Origin of the sequence: Halomicrobium zhouii (genome assembly GCF_900114435.1) — an archaeon.
Lineage (GTDB): Archaea > Halobacteriota > Halobacteria > Halobacteriales > Haloarculaceae > Halomicrobium > Halomicrobium zhouii.
In genome coordinates, this window is record NZ_FOZK01000002.1 from 463577 (window position 1) to 477961 (window position 14385).

General features: G+C 65.2%; 12 protein-coding genes and 1 tRNA gene. 3 read left to right on the forward strand and 10 right to left on the reverse strand.

The window, feature by feature from the left end:
• Nucleotides 1–2 precede the first annotated feature (2 nt).
• Nucleotides 3–395 (forward strand): hypothetical protein, encoded by a 393-nt coding sequence (locus BM337_RS09505; RefSeq protein ID WP_089816301.1) that lies wholly within the window; start codon nucleotides 3–5, stop codon nucleotides 393–395.
• A 556-nt stretch (nucleotides 396–951) separates the two neighbouring features.
• Here the strand turns inward: BM337_RS09505 and BM337_RS20595 are convergent.
• The 9 genes from BM337_RS20595 to BM337_RS09545 all read right to left on the reverse strand — a co-directional run bounded on the left by BM337_RS20595 (nucleotide 952) and on the right by BM337_RS09545 (nucleotide 7804).
• Nucleotides 952–1986: a hypothetical protein gene (locus tag BM337_RS20595; RefSeq protein WP_143117690.1), complete on the reverse strand. Its 1035-nt coding sequence runs from the start codon at nucleotides 1984–1986 to the stop codon at nucleotides 952–954.
• A 264-nt stretch (nucleotides 1987–2250) separates the two neighbouring features.
• Nucleotides 2251–2487: a hypothetical protein gene (locus BM337_RS21615; RefSeq protein WP_245778642.1), complete on the reverse strand. Its 237-nt coding sequence runs from the start codon at nucleotides 2485–2487 to the stop codon at nucleotides 2251–2253.
• Nucleotides 2484–3278 carry a DUF7845 domain-containing protein gene (locus BM337_RS09515; protein WP_245778643.1) on the reverse strand — a complete coding sequence of 265 codons (795 nt, stop codon included), beginning with the start codon at nucleotides 3276–3278 and terminating at the stop codon, nucleotides 2484–2486. The genes BM337_RS21615 and BM337_RS09515 overlap by 4 nt, the downstream gene beginning before the upstream one ends.
• Nucleotides 3279–3652: 374 nt before the next feature.
• Nucleotides 3653–3724 (reverse strand) — tRNA-Ala (locus BM337_RS09520).
• 139 nt (nucleotides 3725–3863) lie between these two features.
• Nucleotides 3864–4175, reverse strand: coding sequence for a 30S ribosomal protein S10 (gene rpsJ, locus BM337_RS09525; RefSeq protein ID WP_089816305.1), 312 nt, complete (start codon nucleotides 4173–4175; stop codon nucleotides 3864–3866).
• A complete protein-coding gene (tuf, locus tag BM337_RS09530; RefSeq protein ID WP_089816308.1) occupies nucleotides 4175–5440 on the reverse strand; it encodes a translation elongation factor EF-1 subunit alpha in 1266 nt (421 codons plus the stop codon). The genes rpsJ and tuf overlap by 1 nt, the downstream gene beginning before the upstream one ends.
• 167 nt (nucleotides 5441–5607) lie before the next feature.
• The gene (locus tag BM337_RS09535) at nucleotides 5608–6237 is read right to left on the reverse strand and encodes a class I SAM-dependent methyltransferase (RefSeq protein WP_089816310.1); all 630 of its coding nucleotides are present in this window, start codon (nucleotides 6235–6237) and stop codon (nucleotides 5608–5610) included.
• A gap of 83 nt (nucleotides 6238–6320) precedes the next feature.
• Nucleotides 6321–7274 (reverse strand): homoserine dehydrogenase, encoded by a 954-nt coding sequence (locus BM337_RS09540; RefSeq protein WP_089816312.1) that lies wholly within the window; start codon nucleotides 7272–7274, stop codon nucleotides 6321–6323.
• On the reverse strand, nucleotides 7271–7804 hold the full coding sequence (locus BM337_RS09545; RefSeq protein WP_089816315.1) for an amino acid-binding protein: 534 nt from the start codon (nucleotides 7802–7804) through the stop codon (nucleotides 7271–7273). The genes BM337_RS09540 and BM337_RS09545 overlap by 4 nt, the downstream gene beginning before the upstream one ends.
• 218 nt (nucleotides 7805–8022) lie before the next feature.
• Between BM337_RS09545 and BM337_RS09550 the strand changes: the two genes are divergently transcribed.
• Nucleotides 8023–10125 carry a CARDB domain-containing protein gene (locus BM337_RS09550; protein ID WP_089816317.1) on the forward strand — a complete coding sequence of 701 codons (2103 nt, stop codon included), beginning with the start codon at nucleotides 8023–8025 and terminating at the stop codon, nucleotides 10123–10125.
• A gap of 51 nt (nucleotides 10126–10176) precedes the next feature.
• Here BM337_RS09550 and katG read toward each other — a convergent pair whose 3' ends face one another.
• Nucleotides 10177–12324 (reverse strand): catalase/peroxidase HPI, encoded by a 2148-nt coding sequence (gene katG / locus BM337_RS09555; RefSeq protein WP_089816319.1) that lies wholly within the window; start codon nucleotides 12322–12324, stop codon nucleotides 10177–10179.
• Between the two features lie 264 nt (nucleotides 12325–12588).
• Between katG and BM337_RS09560 the strand changes: the two genes are divergently transcribed.
• On the forward strand, nucleotides 12589–14367 hold the full coding sequence (locus BM337_RS09560) for an EF-hand domain-containing protein (protein WP_089816321.1): 1779 nt from the start codon (nucleotides 12589–12591) through the stop codon (nucleotides 14365–14367).
• Nucleotides 14368–14385 lie beyond the last annotated feature (18 nt).

Here is a 14385-nt window from a genome sequence, read left to right on the forward strand (position 1 = left end):
AAATGTCAGTGATTCCGCGGGAGTGGGGTGAGCCGGATTCTCGGCCAGGCTTCTACTACGACCTCTTCTGGATAGGACTGGCGGTCGTCGTACTCGGCGTGCTCGCGTACTGGGAGCCGTTCTCGATCACTGTCTCGAGTACGCCACGACGACTTGCCGGTGCGACAATCCTCGGAGTGTTTCTCGGCATTGCCGTTACGTACGGCTCGTTCGTGAACGAGCGGTTCCAACGACTCTGGGCAGATTTTCGCATCCGGTTCGCCGGTCTCTTCGTACTCATTATGGTCGGCCAGATCGGATTTGCTGTCGCTCCCATGCGGACGGTACTCACGATGCTAGCGACATTTCTCACACTCATTCAACTTCGCGTCGCCGTCTATCTCCGTACCCGGTGAGTACCACAGCTAATCGCCAAATGGTTCGCCTGAATTGACCGAAGAGACTCAATCCCTCGGGGCAGGTTCTCACCACCTGATTTGTAGTGAAACAGCCGCTCAGTAGATGTGCGTATCGACCGGCAGTGACTTGTCAATCTGACGTATCGTTATTTACTATGGATGGGAATGGACCGAATGTCAAAGTGGTGTTTGCTGGGGTTCAAATGACACTGATTGCAATTGTCTTACTCTTACTGGATCAAACGATCGATACTCTTTCTGGAGCCGCTCTCCTTCTTGCCGCAGTTGGAACTATTGCTGTCAGTCTCGGTATCAAGTGGTAAATTCAGTATCTTAACTGAACTAGACTGCATCAATTATATTCAAACGTTTCAGACGAATATGGTCGAAGCGCTACGTACTCTGTTGGGATTTGCTGAATTCAGCTGCAGTCTTCGCTACCAGATTCTGAAGTATGGACTGGCAGCGGGCGGATCTGCGGCCATCGCCGGCCTCGCGCTAGCAAACGGACTGTGCATTGTGTGACGGTGTGGCAGCGATAGATACAGTCAATTTACGAGTCAGCCAGCGAATCAATAATCCCTTGTATCTCATTGAGGGATTCTACAAGTTGTGTGAGTTCGTCTCTGTTGTGAACAAGCGTTTTATTCGCATGCATCACCCGGTTTCTGAACTCCCGTATATTATCCATTGTCTCCCGAAATTCCTCCTCTAATTGGAATCCTGTGGCAGACAGCAGTCTGTTTGAATTGGAAATAATATCTGCCATGTCTGACAGGCCTAAAAACTCGGAAATATGGACTTCAGTTTCTGTCCCCTTGTTTTCCCGCCAATTTTTCACTGCAATTCCGGTTATAGCCGAGGCCAAGTTTGCAGACTTCGGGTATTCTTCTTTGATGAGTTCAGCCAATTCTCCAGCAAAAAGTGCAAAATAGGGGAAAAGGGCATCCTTTGTTCGCTTCTTATTAATGTCTGAAATTGTAACTAAACCAAATCGGTTCGGATATGTAGAAAGTAAATCGTCTGCAGCTTCTGGATATTCCTGTCGCAGGGCATACGGGGATTTATAACTGATTTCGTGATCCTCTTCGTGTTCAGACCGTGCGAGTTCTTCGGGCTCAAAGTCTATTTCTTCCTTGTCATATACTTCAAACGTCAGATCGCCTAAGTCATCGGAGATTAAGAATGGATAATCTATCAAAAGTGAAAGCCCCTTAAGCAGTTCAGTGTGTGCTGAGACAACCATCTCTTCCGGCAGAGCATGGTACTGGTCATTTTCTACGTCAAAATATTCTTTCTCGGAGATTAGTGGAATGAAGTTTTGGCCCCTTGCTTTGTATTTGTATAGGTTATTATCTAGATCAGATTTGGTATCTACATCAGTTATTTCAGCAATCTCGTTAAGATGAATTGTTGATACCTGATCAATCGAAGTCGTATGTCGCGCTACAACATACATTTCCTCTACTTCGCAAACGGTTTCAGAAGGAGGAAATCCAACAATTTCAGGATTGCCATCAAGAGCTTCCTTATCAAATGGGATTCGAATATATGGATTCCCATCATCTTCCAGGTCCTGATATTCCATTGTCTCGGTAGTATCTAATCCCCAAAGTAATCATAACTTGGATTTCTCTCAGCAGCAGGGCTGTGTATTTTGATGATGTGGCCTTAGCCACACCCCTAATGCGGAATGGAACCCCCCGGGTTGGGTTCCCAAGCGCGAGACTCACGACTCCTGGAGCTGACCGCGACGGTCGCGACGTCGATCGGCGCTCGCGCGACGAGAAAGAGGCGACAATTGCGTGATTTCCGGGGTGCTGCACAGTGATGCCTCTATCCAGGCCGGGCGTTACCCGGTGTTCAGGAACTGCCACGCCTGGCCCACGCTGCCATCGTAGAACCGAACTCGTGCCTGTCGGAACCGCTCTTCTGGCATCCCGGCGTCTTTCCAGACACGGAAACCCTCGCAGATCGCCTTCGACGCGTTCGTGACGTCGGCACCGTCGAAGCGGAGCGTCATCTGCGCATCGCGAGTATCCGAGACGTCGACGCCGTGGCGAGCAGCCCACGCGATGAACGAACTCATCGTCTCCTCGAGTCCCGCTCTACGGCTTCCACGGCCTTCGCCGTCGTCTCTGCAGCCCGCTGGACGCTCTCACGCGCCTCGCTGACGGCCGCGTGAACCATCTCGGCGACGTAGTCTGACCGGAGCGAGACGTCGGCGTACTCGTGGTCAACGAGGTCGCTCATGTCCCGCAACGCTCGGCGAACGCTCTCGACGTGGCGGTCGTTCTGGAAAGCAATGTCCTTCGGTGCCACCTGCCCACCGTCGGTGACGAGCGTCTCCAGAGTCTCCCACTGCACCGGGGAGAGCCCGTCGGCCAGGTGGCGAACGACGACGCTCTCCTGGGCCTGCTCGACACGGGTCAGGCCGAGTCCGATCCGGTCCGGCCCGGTCTCGTCGACCTCCGGAGTGAAGTACGCGTCTTCGACGAACGGATCATTACCGCCTCCAGACGGTGCGACGTCCAGGCCGGCGTCGGCCAACACTGACAGAACGGTCTGGTCCAGCTCCCGCCGGAGCTGATCCAGGTAAGCCCATCGTACGGTCTCGTCGCGCTCCAGCTGCGACACCTGAAGTGAAGCGCCGACCTTCGGGTGCGCCAGTGGATGATCGTCCGGGACGGCCAGTGCCTCGCGGGCGTAGTAGTGCTTCACCTCTTTCGGCAGCGCGTGGTCGGGGAACGCCTCGCGGATGCGCCGGCTATCCAGCGTCGCGGTGTGATAGTACCCTGGTAGGGACCGGCCCTGCTCGTCGTCGTCGTTCTGGACGACCTTGCGGTACCCACGCCGGTCGCTCTCCAGCAGGTGACCCATCGACGCTATCGGTTCGACGAGGGAATGAGACGAAGCGAGGGAATAGAAGTGAGGGGACTCGTCGGGACTGAGCGAACGCGAAGCGTTCGCGAAGGTCGACGAGTCCATTGACTGACCGAGCGAAGCGAGGGAAGGAAATGGACTCGTCGGAAGACTCACTTCGTTCGTCTTCTCGGTCGCGGTCGTTTCACTCCCGCGACCTCGGATTTGAACCCGGAACCAGACGTTCCGGGCGTGCGGCCTCACTCCGTTCGGCCGTTCCGGGGCTGCGACTGGTAGGGCTTCAAATCCCGACTCGAACATCACTACAGTACGGCTCACGGCCGCGAGCACACGCTACGCGGTGCTCGCGGAGGAGTTCGCCGCAAAAGTAGTGGACTCGTCGGGATTTGAACCCGAGGCCTCTTCCTTGCGAAGGAAGCGATCTACCACTGATCTACGAGCCCGCGTGAGCCACTCGAACGCGGACGTGAATAAGTCCTGCGCGTGAGAGTGGCGTTCGAGAGTCGGTCACACGCCCCGTGGCGTGCGAACGGTGAAACGTCGAACGCGGCGTCGTGGGTCCGGTGGACCCGGTCTCTCAGTTCAGTCCTCCAGGACGATCTCGATCGAGACGTCGTTGGGGACCTGGATCCGCATCAGCTGGCGCAGGGCGCGTTCGTCGGCGTCGATGTCGATGAGACGCTTGTGGACGCGCATCTCCCAGTGTTCCCACGTCGCGGTCCCCTCGCCGTCGGGGGACTTGCGGGTGGGTACTTCGAGCGTCTTGGTCGGCAGCGGCACCGGCCCGGAGAGCTCGACGCCCGTCTTGTTGGCGATCTCGCTGACGTCGTCGGTGATGTCGTCGAGGTCCTCGGGGTTGGTGCCCGCCAGACGGACGCGTGCTTGCTGGGGCATTATCGCTCGTCGACGGACAGGACCTTGCCGGCGGCGATGGTCTGGCCCATGTCACGGATGGCGAAGCTTCCGAGTTCCGGAATCTCGCCCGACGGCTCGATGCTGAGCGGCTTTTGCGGTCGGATGGTGACGACCGCGGCGTCGCCGTTCTGGATGAAGTCGGGGTTCTCCTCGGCGACCTCGCCGGAGGAGGGGTCGATCTTCTGGTCGATGGACTCGACCGTACACGCGACCTGTGCGGTGTGGGCGTGGAAGACCGGCGTGTAGCCCGCGGTGATGACCGAGGGGTGCTGCATCACGACGATCTGGGCCTGGAAGGTGTCGGCGACCGTCGGCGGGTCGTCGGCGGGGCCACAGACGTCACCGCGGCGGATGTCGTCCTTGCCGATGCCGCGGACGTTGAATCCGACGTTGTCACCGGGGCCTGCCTCGGGCACCTCTTCGTGGTGCATCTCGATGGTCTTGACCTCGCCACCGACGTCCGAGGGCTGGAAGGAGACGTTGTCTCCGACGTTGAGCATCCCCGTCTCGACTCGACCGACCGGGACCGTCCCGATGCCGTCGATGGTGTAGACGTCCTGGATGGGGAGACGCAGCGGGGCGTCCGTCGGCGGCTCGGGCTCGGGCAGGTCGTTAAGGGCCTCGAGCAGGATGTCGCCGTCGTACCAGTCCGTGTTCTCCGAGCGCTCGGCGATGTTGTCGCCCTCGAAGGCGGAGATCGGGATGAAGCTGGCGTCCTCGGTGTCGAAGCGGACCTGGTTGAGGAGGTCCTTGACTTCCTCGACGACCGAGTTGTAGTCGTCCTCGGAGTAGTCGACGAGGTCCATCTTGTTGACGCCGACGATGAGTTCGCCGATGCCCAGGGTGCGGGCCAGGAACACGTGCTCCTGGGTCTGGGGCGCGACGCCGTCGTCGGCCGCGACGACGAGCACGGCGTTGTCCGCCTGGCTCGCGCCGGTGATCATGTTCTTGACGAAGTCGCGGTGGCCAGGACAGTCGACGATGGTGAACTCGTACTCGTCGGTGGTGAACTCCTGGTGGGCGATGTCGATGGTGACACCGCGCTCTCGCTCTTCGGCGAGGTTGTCCATGACGTAGGCGAACTCGAAGCCGCCCTTGCCCTTCTCCTCGGCTTCTTCCTTGTGCTGTTCGATGACGTGCTCGGGGACGGACCCTGTCTCGTACAGGAGCCGGCCGACGAGCGTACTCTTTCCGTGGTCGACGTGGCCGATGATGGCCAGGTTCTGGTGTCGGGTATCGCTCATTGGTTATCTCACGCGCAGAGGCGCTATACCGGAATCTTTACGCGGTGGTTCATAAAACGATTTCGAAGTCGCCCGTAGGCCATCCCGGCGCCTTCTTGCGATCTGGCACGGAGTGACACGGATCGGGTACCGATCCCGCGCGCTCGGTCCGACCCGGCACGGTCGGGTCAGCGCTCGTCGGTCGGACGCACGATGGCGACCGTGTAGAGGCCACCGAGAACAGGCGTTCGCGTCTCGACGTCGAGACCAGTCCCGTCGAGCAGCGGTTCGAGCCGGCGATTCAGGTCCGAGAACAGGAACCGGGCGACCGGATTGAGGGCGCGCCGGAAGAGCGACGGCTCAGCCTCGGCCGACAGGAACTTGTCGAACACCGACGCGCGGCCATCGGGGGCGAGGACGCGCGCGACCTCTGCCACGACCCGCCGCGGTTCGGGAACCACCGCGAGCACGAGGTGGAGAACCACTGCGTCGAAGGCGTCGTCCGCGAAGGGGAGCGACCGGGCGTCGGCGACCCGCGCGTCGACGTCGATCCCCAGTTCCGCCGCCCGCTCCTCGGTTCGCCGCACCATCGCGGGTGTGACGTCGATCGCGGAGATCTCGATGCCGGCCAGGAGGTACGGGAGGTCTGCGCCCGTGCCACAGCCGACGAGCAGGACCCGGTCGCCGGGTTCGACGTCCAGGGCGTCGAGCGCCCGCTCGCGCCCCCGTTCGAGCGGTTTCGCCACCCAGTCGTATACGGGCGCGTACACGCGGTATCGGGTCCGGTTCCACCAGTCCGTCTCCTCGTTCCCGTCCATCTACGGGCTCCGTCGGCGTCGACGGGCGTAGCTCTTCGGGACGAGGGACAGCGAGAAGGGACGCGGCAGCCGCGGGCAGCGAACTACTCCGGCAGGCGGCCGACGTCGGCCAGTACCGCCGTGGCGGTCTCCGGGCCGCCGGCGCCCCGGCCCGAGACGTTGAGCCGGCCGGCGTGTTCGGTCTCAAGCTGGACGATGTTCCGGGTGCCCGACACTGCGAGCGCGGCGTTCTCGGGGACGAGTCGGGGGCCGACGCGCACGGCCCCGCTCTCGGCGACTTCGCCGATGAGGCGCACGGTTCGGCCGTCCTCTTTCGCCAGGTCGATGGCGCTGCCGGGCACGTCGACGATGCCGTCCACCTCGGCGTCGTCCAGGCTGTACTCGCGCTCACCCTGGGCGAGGACGTTGGCGACGATGACGCACTTCAGCGCGGCGTCGGTGCCGTCGACGTCGAACGTCGGGTCGGCCTCCGCCACACCGAGGTCCTGGGCCTCGGCGAGCACGTGCTCGTAGCCCAGCCCGTCCGCGCCCATCCGCGAGAGGATGAAGTTCGCCGTCCCGTTGAGGACGCCGCGGGCCGCGGTGATGTGGTCCGGGCCGAAGTCGTCGATGGTCGAGAGCACCGGCATGGCGCCGCCGACGGTAGCCTCGAACAGCACCGACCCGTCGCTGTCTGCCTCCAGGTCCCGGAGGTCGCCGTACCGCTCGGCGACCGGGCCCTTGTTCGCCAGGACGGCGTGACGGTCCCGTTCGAGCGCGGTCCGGACGTGGTCGAAGCCGGGCTGGGCGTCGCCCAGTGTCGTCGGCGTCGCCTCGACGAGGACGTCGTACTCGCCGTCGAGGACGTCGCTCGGGTCCGCGCTCCCGACGACGCCCTCCTGGGCTTTCGACGCGAGCGCCGCGTCGACGTCGATGCCGTCGGCGTCGGCGGCCGCACTTCCGGAGTCGGCCAGACCAGTCACCGTGTGGCCGTACTCGCCGGCCAGTTCCGCCACGGAGGTGCCGACCGCGCCGGCACCGAGGATGGCGACCTTCACGCGTCACCACCCGCCGTGAGCGGCTCGACGACACACAGGTCCTTGCTGGCCGCGATGTCCCGGATGGCAGCCAGCGTATCCTCGGCAGCGTCTGCCTCGGTGGCCAGGCGCAGGCGCGCGCTGGAGACGTCGTCGGTCCCCTCGGGCGCGGACAGCGAGAGGTCCGTGACCGTGGCGTTGCCGGACTGGTGGATCTGGGACAGCGTGTCCGACAGGTCCGTCTCGACCAGGTGGCCAGACAGCACGACCGTCAGTGCCTCGCCGTAGCGGTCCGCGCCGGCCTGGATGATGGTGAACTCCTCGGCCTTCAGCGCCTCGACGATGGTCTCGAAGCGCTCGGGCGTCGCCTCCAGGTCCACCTCCACGGGGATGTGCCCGCGCGGGGTGAGGTTGCCGCGCTCGTGGAAGATAGAGAGGAGGTTGCCCCCGTTGTCCGCGATGGGGTGGAGCGCCCGCAACAGCTCGCCCGGCTCGTCGACCAGTTCGAGCCGTATCGTGTACGCGTTCACCTCGTCGGACGAGTCGCTCATCGACCGCTCACCTCCCGCCGCGTGCGTTCGCTCATTGTGGCGAACCACTGGTTCGGACTATAAGAATCCTCCACTTCCGCTGCAGGCCCCAGGCGTCCGCAGTCGGCCGGAACCGTCCGCCGTCCGGCCTCGAGCGGCGCGACAGTGCTCGTCGGAATCGAACACCAGCGGTGGCCCGAGCCACAACCGTGAAGTCCCGCCGCCCAAATCGTTTCCCGATGACCTGCGGACCCACTCGCCCGGTCGCCGCCGTCCTCCTCGTTCTCCTCGTCGCGGGGTCGGCCGCCGGAGCGACCGTGACGGGCCCACTCCCCGACGAATCGGGCCCGGGCCCCGCGACTGGCGTCCACTTCGACGCGGCGGCGGCCGGCCACGGCCCCGTGCGTGGCGACGCCGCGGCGGCGACCGACGGGAGCACCATCCACCTGGACCAGACGCTCCACCGCCTCCCGGACCGCCCCGGCGAGTACGAGGCCGACAACCGGTATCGGCTCCCCGACCACGCCGTGAAGCTCGAAGTGACGGTTCCGGAGAGGGCGACCGGGTTCCGGACTGATGGGTTCACTGCCGAGGGGGACAACACCTACGCCTGGGACGGCGAGACCGAGGACCCCCGGCTCCGCTTCCGGATGCCGGCCAACAGGACCGTGGACCGGGACGACCCCCTCTCGGGTCCGGGCAGCTACCTCTTCGTGGACACGGGCGAGTGGGGCATCGTCCAGCGACCGCCGCTGGGTCACTCGTGGGGCTGGCGCGGCTCGCCGTCGGTCACGTTCGACCGCTCACTTTCGGCGAGCCCCGGCGCCGCCGGCTCCGACGTCGCCTACCTGGGTGAGTACGAGGAATACGAGCACGCGGCCCACGGCCAGCGATTCAGGCTCGTCGTCCCGGCCGAGGCCGACCTGGCCGAGAACCGCTCGGCCGTCTTCGGGACGCTCGCGAACGCCTCCGACGGGATCCGCGTCGGCGACCGCGACGACGAGGTGTTCCTGATCGCCGCGCCGACGACCGACGTCCGGTGGGGCGCTCGCGGGGTCCAGACCGGTGACGCCGACGCGTGGGTCCGCGATCTCGAACGGGTCGACGACGTCGAGAACGTCTGGGTCCACGAGTACGTCCACACGCGCCAGGCCTACGAGACGACCGAGGGCGTCCGCTGGTTCACCGAGGCGTCGGCGAGCTACTACGCAGCGCTGCACGCGTTCGAACAGGAGCGGGTCGGCTTCCGGACCTTCCAGAGTCGACTCGAACGGGGAACGGACCCTCGCCACGAGTCCGCCGTCCTCACAGACCGGAGCACCTGGCAGTACAACCCCGACTACTACGTCGGCCCGCTCGTCCTCGGCGACCTCGACCGGCGGACGCGCGCGGCCAGCGACAGCGAGCGCGCGCTCCACACCGTCTTCGCCCGGCTGAACGACGCCGACGGGACCGTGGACGCCGGGCAGTTCTACGAGTACGTGGCCGACGCGGGCGGCACGGACGACGCCGACCTCACGCGGCGCTACGCGGAGACGACCGAACGACCGACGGTCTGGAACGTCTCCACCCACCAGGCGGTCTTCGGTCCCGTCCCGGCCCAGATCGAGTACGAGATCGCCACGACCGACGACGGGGAGGACGCCGTCCGCGCGAGGGGTCCCTACCGGAACCGAACCCTCCGGACGCCCTACGTCCTCGTCCCCGGCGAGCAGCTATCGGTCGACGTGAACGTCGCGAACAGCGGCGGCACGGCCGGCGACTACGACGTTCGCCTCCGTGACGGCGAGACGACGCTGGACCGGAAAACCGGTCGGATCGCGGCCGGCAACGCGACCACCGTCACCGTCAACAACACCTTCGACGCGCCCGGGAACTACGAACTCCGGGTCGGCGGCGAGCGGCTCTCGGTGAACGTCTGGGAGCCCGCTGCGGCCGAGGTGACCGGCCTCCGAACCGACAGCGGCGAGGGCGTCCGGCCCGGCGAGTCGGTCACCGTGGCGGTGACGGTGCGCAACGACGCCGGCTGGCCGGGCGAGCGCGACGTCCGCGTGACGGCCGCGGACACTACCACTGGCGGCCGGACCGGTGACGACTGGACCGTGGCCGAGCAGACAGTCAGGCTCGACGCCGAGAGCGAACGGACCGTGACTGCCACTGTCACCTTCGACGAGCCCGGAACCTACCGGCTGGGGGTCGCCGACAGCAACGTCACGTCACAGACCGTGAGTGTCGCCGCAGACCGCGGACCGGATCCAGATACAGGCCCGCTACCCGCCACCCTCGTCGTCGTGGCCGTCCTGGTCGCGGTGTTCGTCGCGGCGCTGCTAGCGAGGCGGTGAAAGCGCCGAAAGAGAGAAATCGAAAAGAGCGTTCAGGCGCCGACGTCCGCGCTACTCCAGGTCGAACCGGTCGTGCTTCATGACGTCGCTCCACGTCTCCACGAAGTCGTGCACGAACTTCTCCTCGGCATCCTCGCTGCCGTAGACCTCGGAGATGGCGCGGAGCCGGGAGTTCGAGCCGAAGACGAGGTCGACGCGGGAGGCTTCCCACTCGAGTTCGCCCGTCTGGCGGTCGCGGAGTTCGTAGACGTCCTCGGCGTCGTCGGACTCCTCCCACTCCAGGCCCATGTCGAGCAGGGTGTCGAAGAAGTCGTTCGTCAGCGTCCCCGGCCGGTCGGTGAGGACGCCCAGGTCCGAGTCCTGGTAGGTCGCGCCAAGCGCGCGCAGCCCGCCGACCAGGACCGTCATCTCCGCGGCGGTCAGGTCCAGCAGGTCCGCCTTGTCGACCAGCAGGTCCTCTGGCGGCTGGTCGTGGTCGCCGCCGTAGTAGTTGCGGAACCCGTCGGCTTTCGGCTTGAGCGCCTCGAAGCTCTCGGGGTCGGTCTGTTCCTGCGTGGCGTCGGTGCGGCCCGGTTCGAAGGGGACCTCGACGTCGTAGCCGGCGTCGGCGGCGGCCTGCTCGACGGCGACGTTGCCGCCCAGCACGATGAGGTCCGCCAGCGAGACACGGACGTCGTCGGACCGGGACTCGTTGAAGTCGGCCTGGATGCCCTCCAGGGTCTCCAGGACGGTCGCGAGCTGGTCGGGCTCGTTGACCTCCCAATTCCGCTGCGGTTCGAGTCGGATGCGGGCGCCGTTGGCGCCGCCGCGCTTGTCGCTGTCGCGGTACGTCGACGCCGAGGCCCAGGCGGTCTTGACGAGCTGGGACCGGGACAGGTCCGACTCGAGGATCGCCTCCTCGAGCTCGGCGACCGCTTCGTCGCCGATCAGGTCGTAGTCGGCCTCGGGGAGCGGGTCCTGCCACAGCATCTCCTCGTCGGGGACCTCGGGACCGACGAGCCGGGACGGCGGGCCCATGTCGCGGTGGAGCAGCTTGTACCACGCCTTCGCGAAGGCCTCCTGGAACTCGGCGGGGTTCTCGCGGAAGCGCTCGATAATCTCGCGGAACTCGGGGTCACGCTTGAGCGCCAGGTCCGTCGTCATCATCATCGGCGCGTGCTTCTTCGAGGGGTCGTGGGCGTCCGGGACGGTCTGTTTGTCCTCGGCGTCGACGGGCTCCCACTGGTTGGCGCCGGCGGGGCTCTCGGTCAGCTCCCACTCGTTGTCCAGCAGCGTATCGAGGAAGGAGGTGTCCCACATCGTCGGCGTGCTGTTCCAGGCGCCCTCGATGCCGCTGGTGACCGTGTCCGGGCCCTTGCCGGAGTCGGTCCAGCCGAGGCTCTGGTCCTCGATGGGAGCGGCTTCGGGCTCGGGGCCCATGTCGTCGGTGTCGCGGGCGCCGTGGGACTTGCCGAACGTGTGGCCACCGGCGATGAGCGCGGCGGTCTCCTCGTCGTTCATCGCCATGCGCCCGAACGAATCCCGAATTCGCTCGGCCGACCCGAGCGGGTCGGGCTCGCCGTCCGGGCCCTCGGGGTTCACGTAGATAAGTCCCATCACGGTGGCGCCGAGGGGGTCTTCGAGGTTCCCCTCGTCGTCGAAGCGTTCCGAACCCTCCCACTCGGTCTCGGGGCCCCAGTAGACGGCCTCGTCGGGCTTGAAGTCGTCCTCGCGCCCGCCGGCGAAGCCGAACGTCTCGAAGCCCATCGACTCCAGGGCGACGTTCCCTGTCAGGACGATCAGGTCGGCCCACGAGAGCTTCCGGCCGTACTTTCGCTTGACCGGCTCCAGTAGCCGTCGCGCCTTGTCCAGGTTGACGTTGTCGGGCCAGCTGTTGAGGGGTGCGAAGCGCTGTGTGCCGCCCGTCGCGCCCCCGCGGCCGTCGGTCGTCCGGTACGTGCCAGCGCTGTGCCAGGCCATCCGGATGAACAGCGGGCCATAGTGGCCGTAGTCGGCGGGCCACCAGTCCTGGGACGTCGTCATCACGTCCTCGATGTCCGCCTTCACCGCCTCGTAGTCGAGGTCCGAGAACGCCTCGGCGTAGTCGAAGTCCTCCTCCAGGGGACTCAGGTCGGCAGCGTTGTCGTCGAGAATGTCCAGGTTCAGCTTGTCGGGCCACCACTCGTGGCTCTTCCGGTGTGGGGGTCTGTCGTCGCTCATTGATGGGAACGTGGGTGAAACACAGAGATTGATCGACAAAAGTCTTGATTTAGCACGTGCCAACTCCCGGTTCGAAACCGGACGCCCGTGGTATCGGGTGTCGTCGATACGGGCGAGCGGTGGTCGCCCGACCAGGACGACGTGTACAGGACCGACACTGGTACTTTCGATGAAATAAAGTATTTATTTTCCCACGTCGGTGTGCATTTATGGGGCAGATGGGCTGGGGAGTCGAACCGATTCGAGGACGGACAGGTGAGAGAGATGGCGCGTGAAGGCCGGGAACGGGACGGACGTCGCAGGGAGCTGGGCCGGCGGTCGTTTCTCAACCACGTCGGTGTCGGTGCCCTGGGGGTCGGTGTCGGCGTCGGTATCGACGGCTTCGGTTCCGGACGGGCGAGGCAGGAGTCGGACCCGCTGCCGTGGACAGCGACGTTCGAACGAGCAGATGGGACCACCGACCACGACGGCGAATCGGCCTGGCACGTCGAATCCGCCGACAGCCACCCGTCGTTCGCCGTCCGGTCGGGAGCGCTGACCGCGACGGAGACGGCGGGCGACGCGCGGTGGCTGTCCGAACCAATCGACGTCTCGGGCGCCGACGCGGTGGACGTGGCGGTTGAACTACGCGGGAGCGGTCCGCTCTGGGGCGGCCCAGCACCGGTCGTCGGCACCGACCCACCGACGGATCCGGACGCCGATGGGATATACGAGGACGTCACCGGCGACGGCCGGCTTGACGACGAGGACGTGGGGGCGCTGTTCGAGGCGCTCGACGACGAGAACGTGACCGACGACGCGGCCGCCTTCGACGGCAACTGTAACGGTCGCGTCGACTACAACGACGTCGTCCGACTGGCGAGGGCCGCGAACGGGACGGCCGACCGTGCCCACCAGGGCGACTGCGGCCGGCCCGCGGACGAACTGGCGGTCTCCTACGTGCTCGACGGCGTCGAGACGGTCGTCGCGACGTTCTCAGACGACGCCTCGGCCGACGGCGAGACCGTCTCTGCGACCGGGCTCACCGGCCAGACCCTGCGCGTCGTCGTCACCGCACGCACCACCGACCCGGCGACGGCCTACCACGTCGACGCCGTCGAGGTGACCGCGACGGGTGACGACGGCGGGCAGGAGGACGGGAGTCAGGACGAAGGCGGCCAGCATGACGGGGACGAGGGAACCGATGGAGCGGCCGACCCGACGCTGTTCTACGAGGACTTCGAGAGCGGGTCGATGGCCGACGAGGAGACCCTCGCGCTGGAGTCCAACGAGTCCGGGTTCGTCTGGCATGGCAACAACCGGACGGCCGTCGTCGAGGACGAGTGGCCCGACGGCGGCCGCGTCGTCTGGCACAACGAGCCCAGAGACGAGTTCGTCGAGGGCGCGGACTACCGGACCCGCGACGGCAGCAGGTCGCTGCGATTCCGGTATCCACCCGAGGAGAGCTGGGCCGAACAGCGCTTCACGATGAACCGGGAGGGGACGGGCTACGACGAGGTCTGGATCGGCTACTGGATCCGCGTCCCGCACAACTTCTCGCACGCCAGCGGCAGCGGCAGCCCTTCCAACAACAAGTGGCTCGCCGTCTGGATGGACGGGTACTCCCAGAAGGGCACCGGGGCGACGGCCGTGTTCAACACCTGGTCGTCGTTCGACCACGAGGAGGGCGCGGCGCGGGCGACGATATCGGCCTCAAACGCCGGCGGTGCCGGCCACCACCGCGGCATCGACGACTTCATCCTCCCATCCCGGGATCGGGGCCGGTGGATGTACACCGTCCACCGGCTGGTGACGAGTTCGGAACGTGGTGCCGCCGACGGGACCGCCCACTGGTGGCGCCGGTGGGAGGACGCCGAGGAGTTCGAACTCGTCAAGGAGGTGACCGACTACGTCTTCGACCCGCCGTCCGACCCCGAGAAGCCGCAGGGGTGGAACAAGGGGTACCTCATGGGGTGGACGAACCCGAACTACGCCGAGGAGACGGAGTTCCTGATAGACCAGTTCGCCCTCTCGACGGAGCCGCTGGTCGACGACCTCCCCTGAGTTTGGGGTTTGTTTACA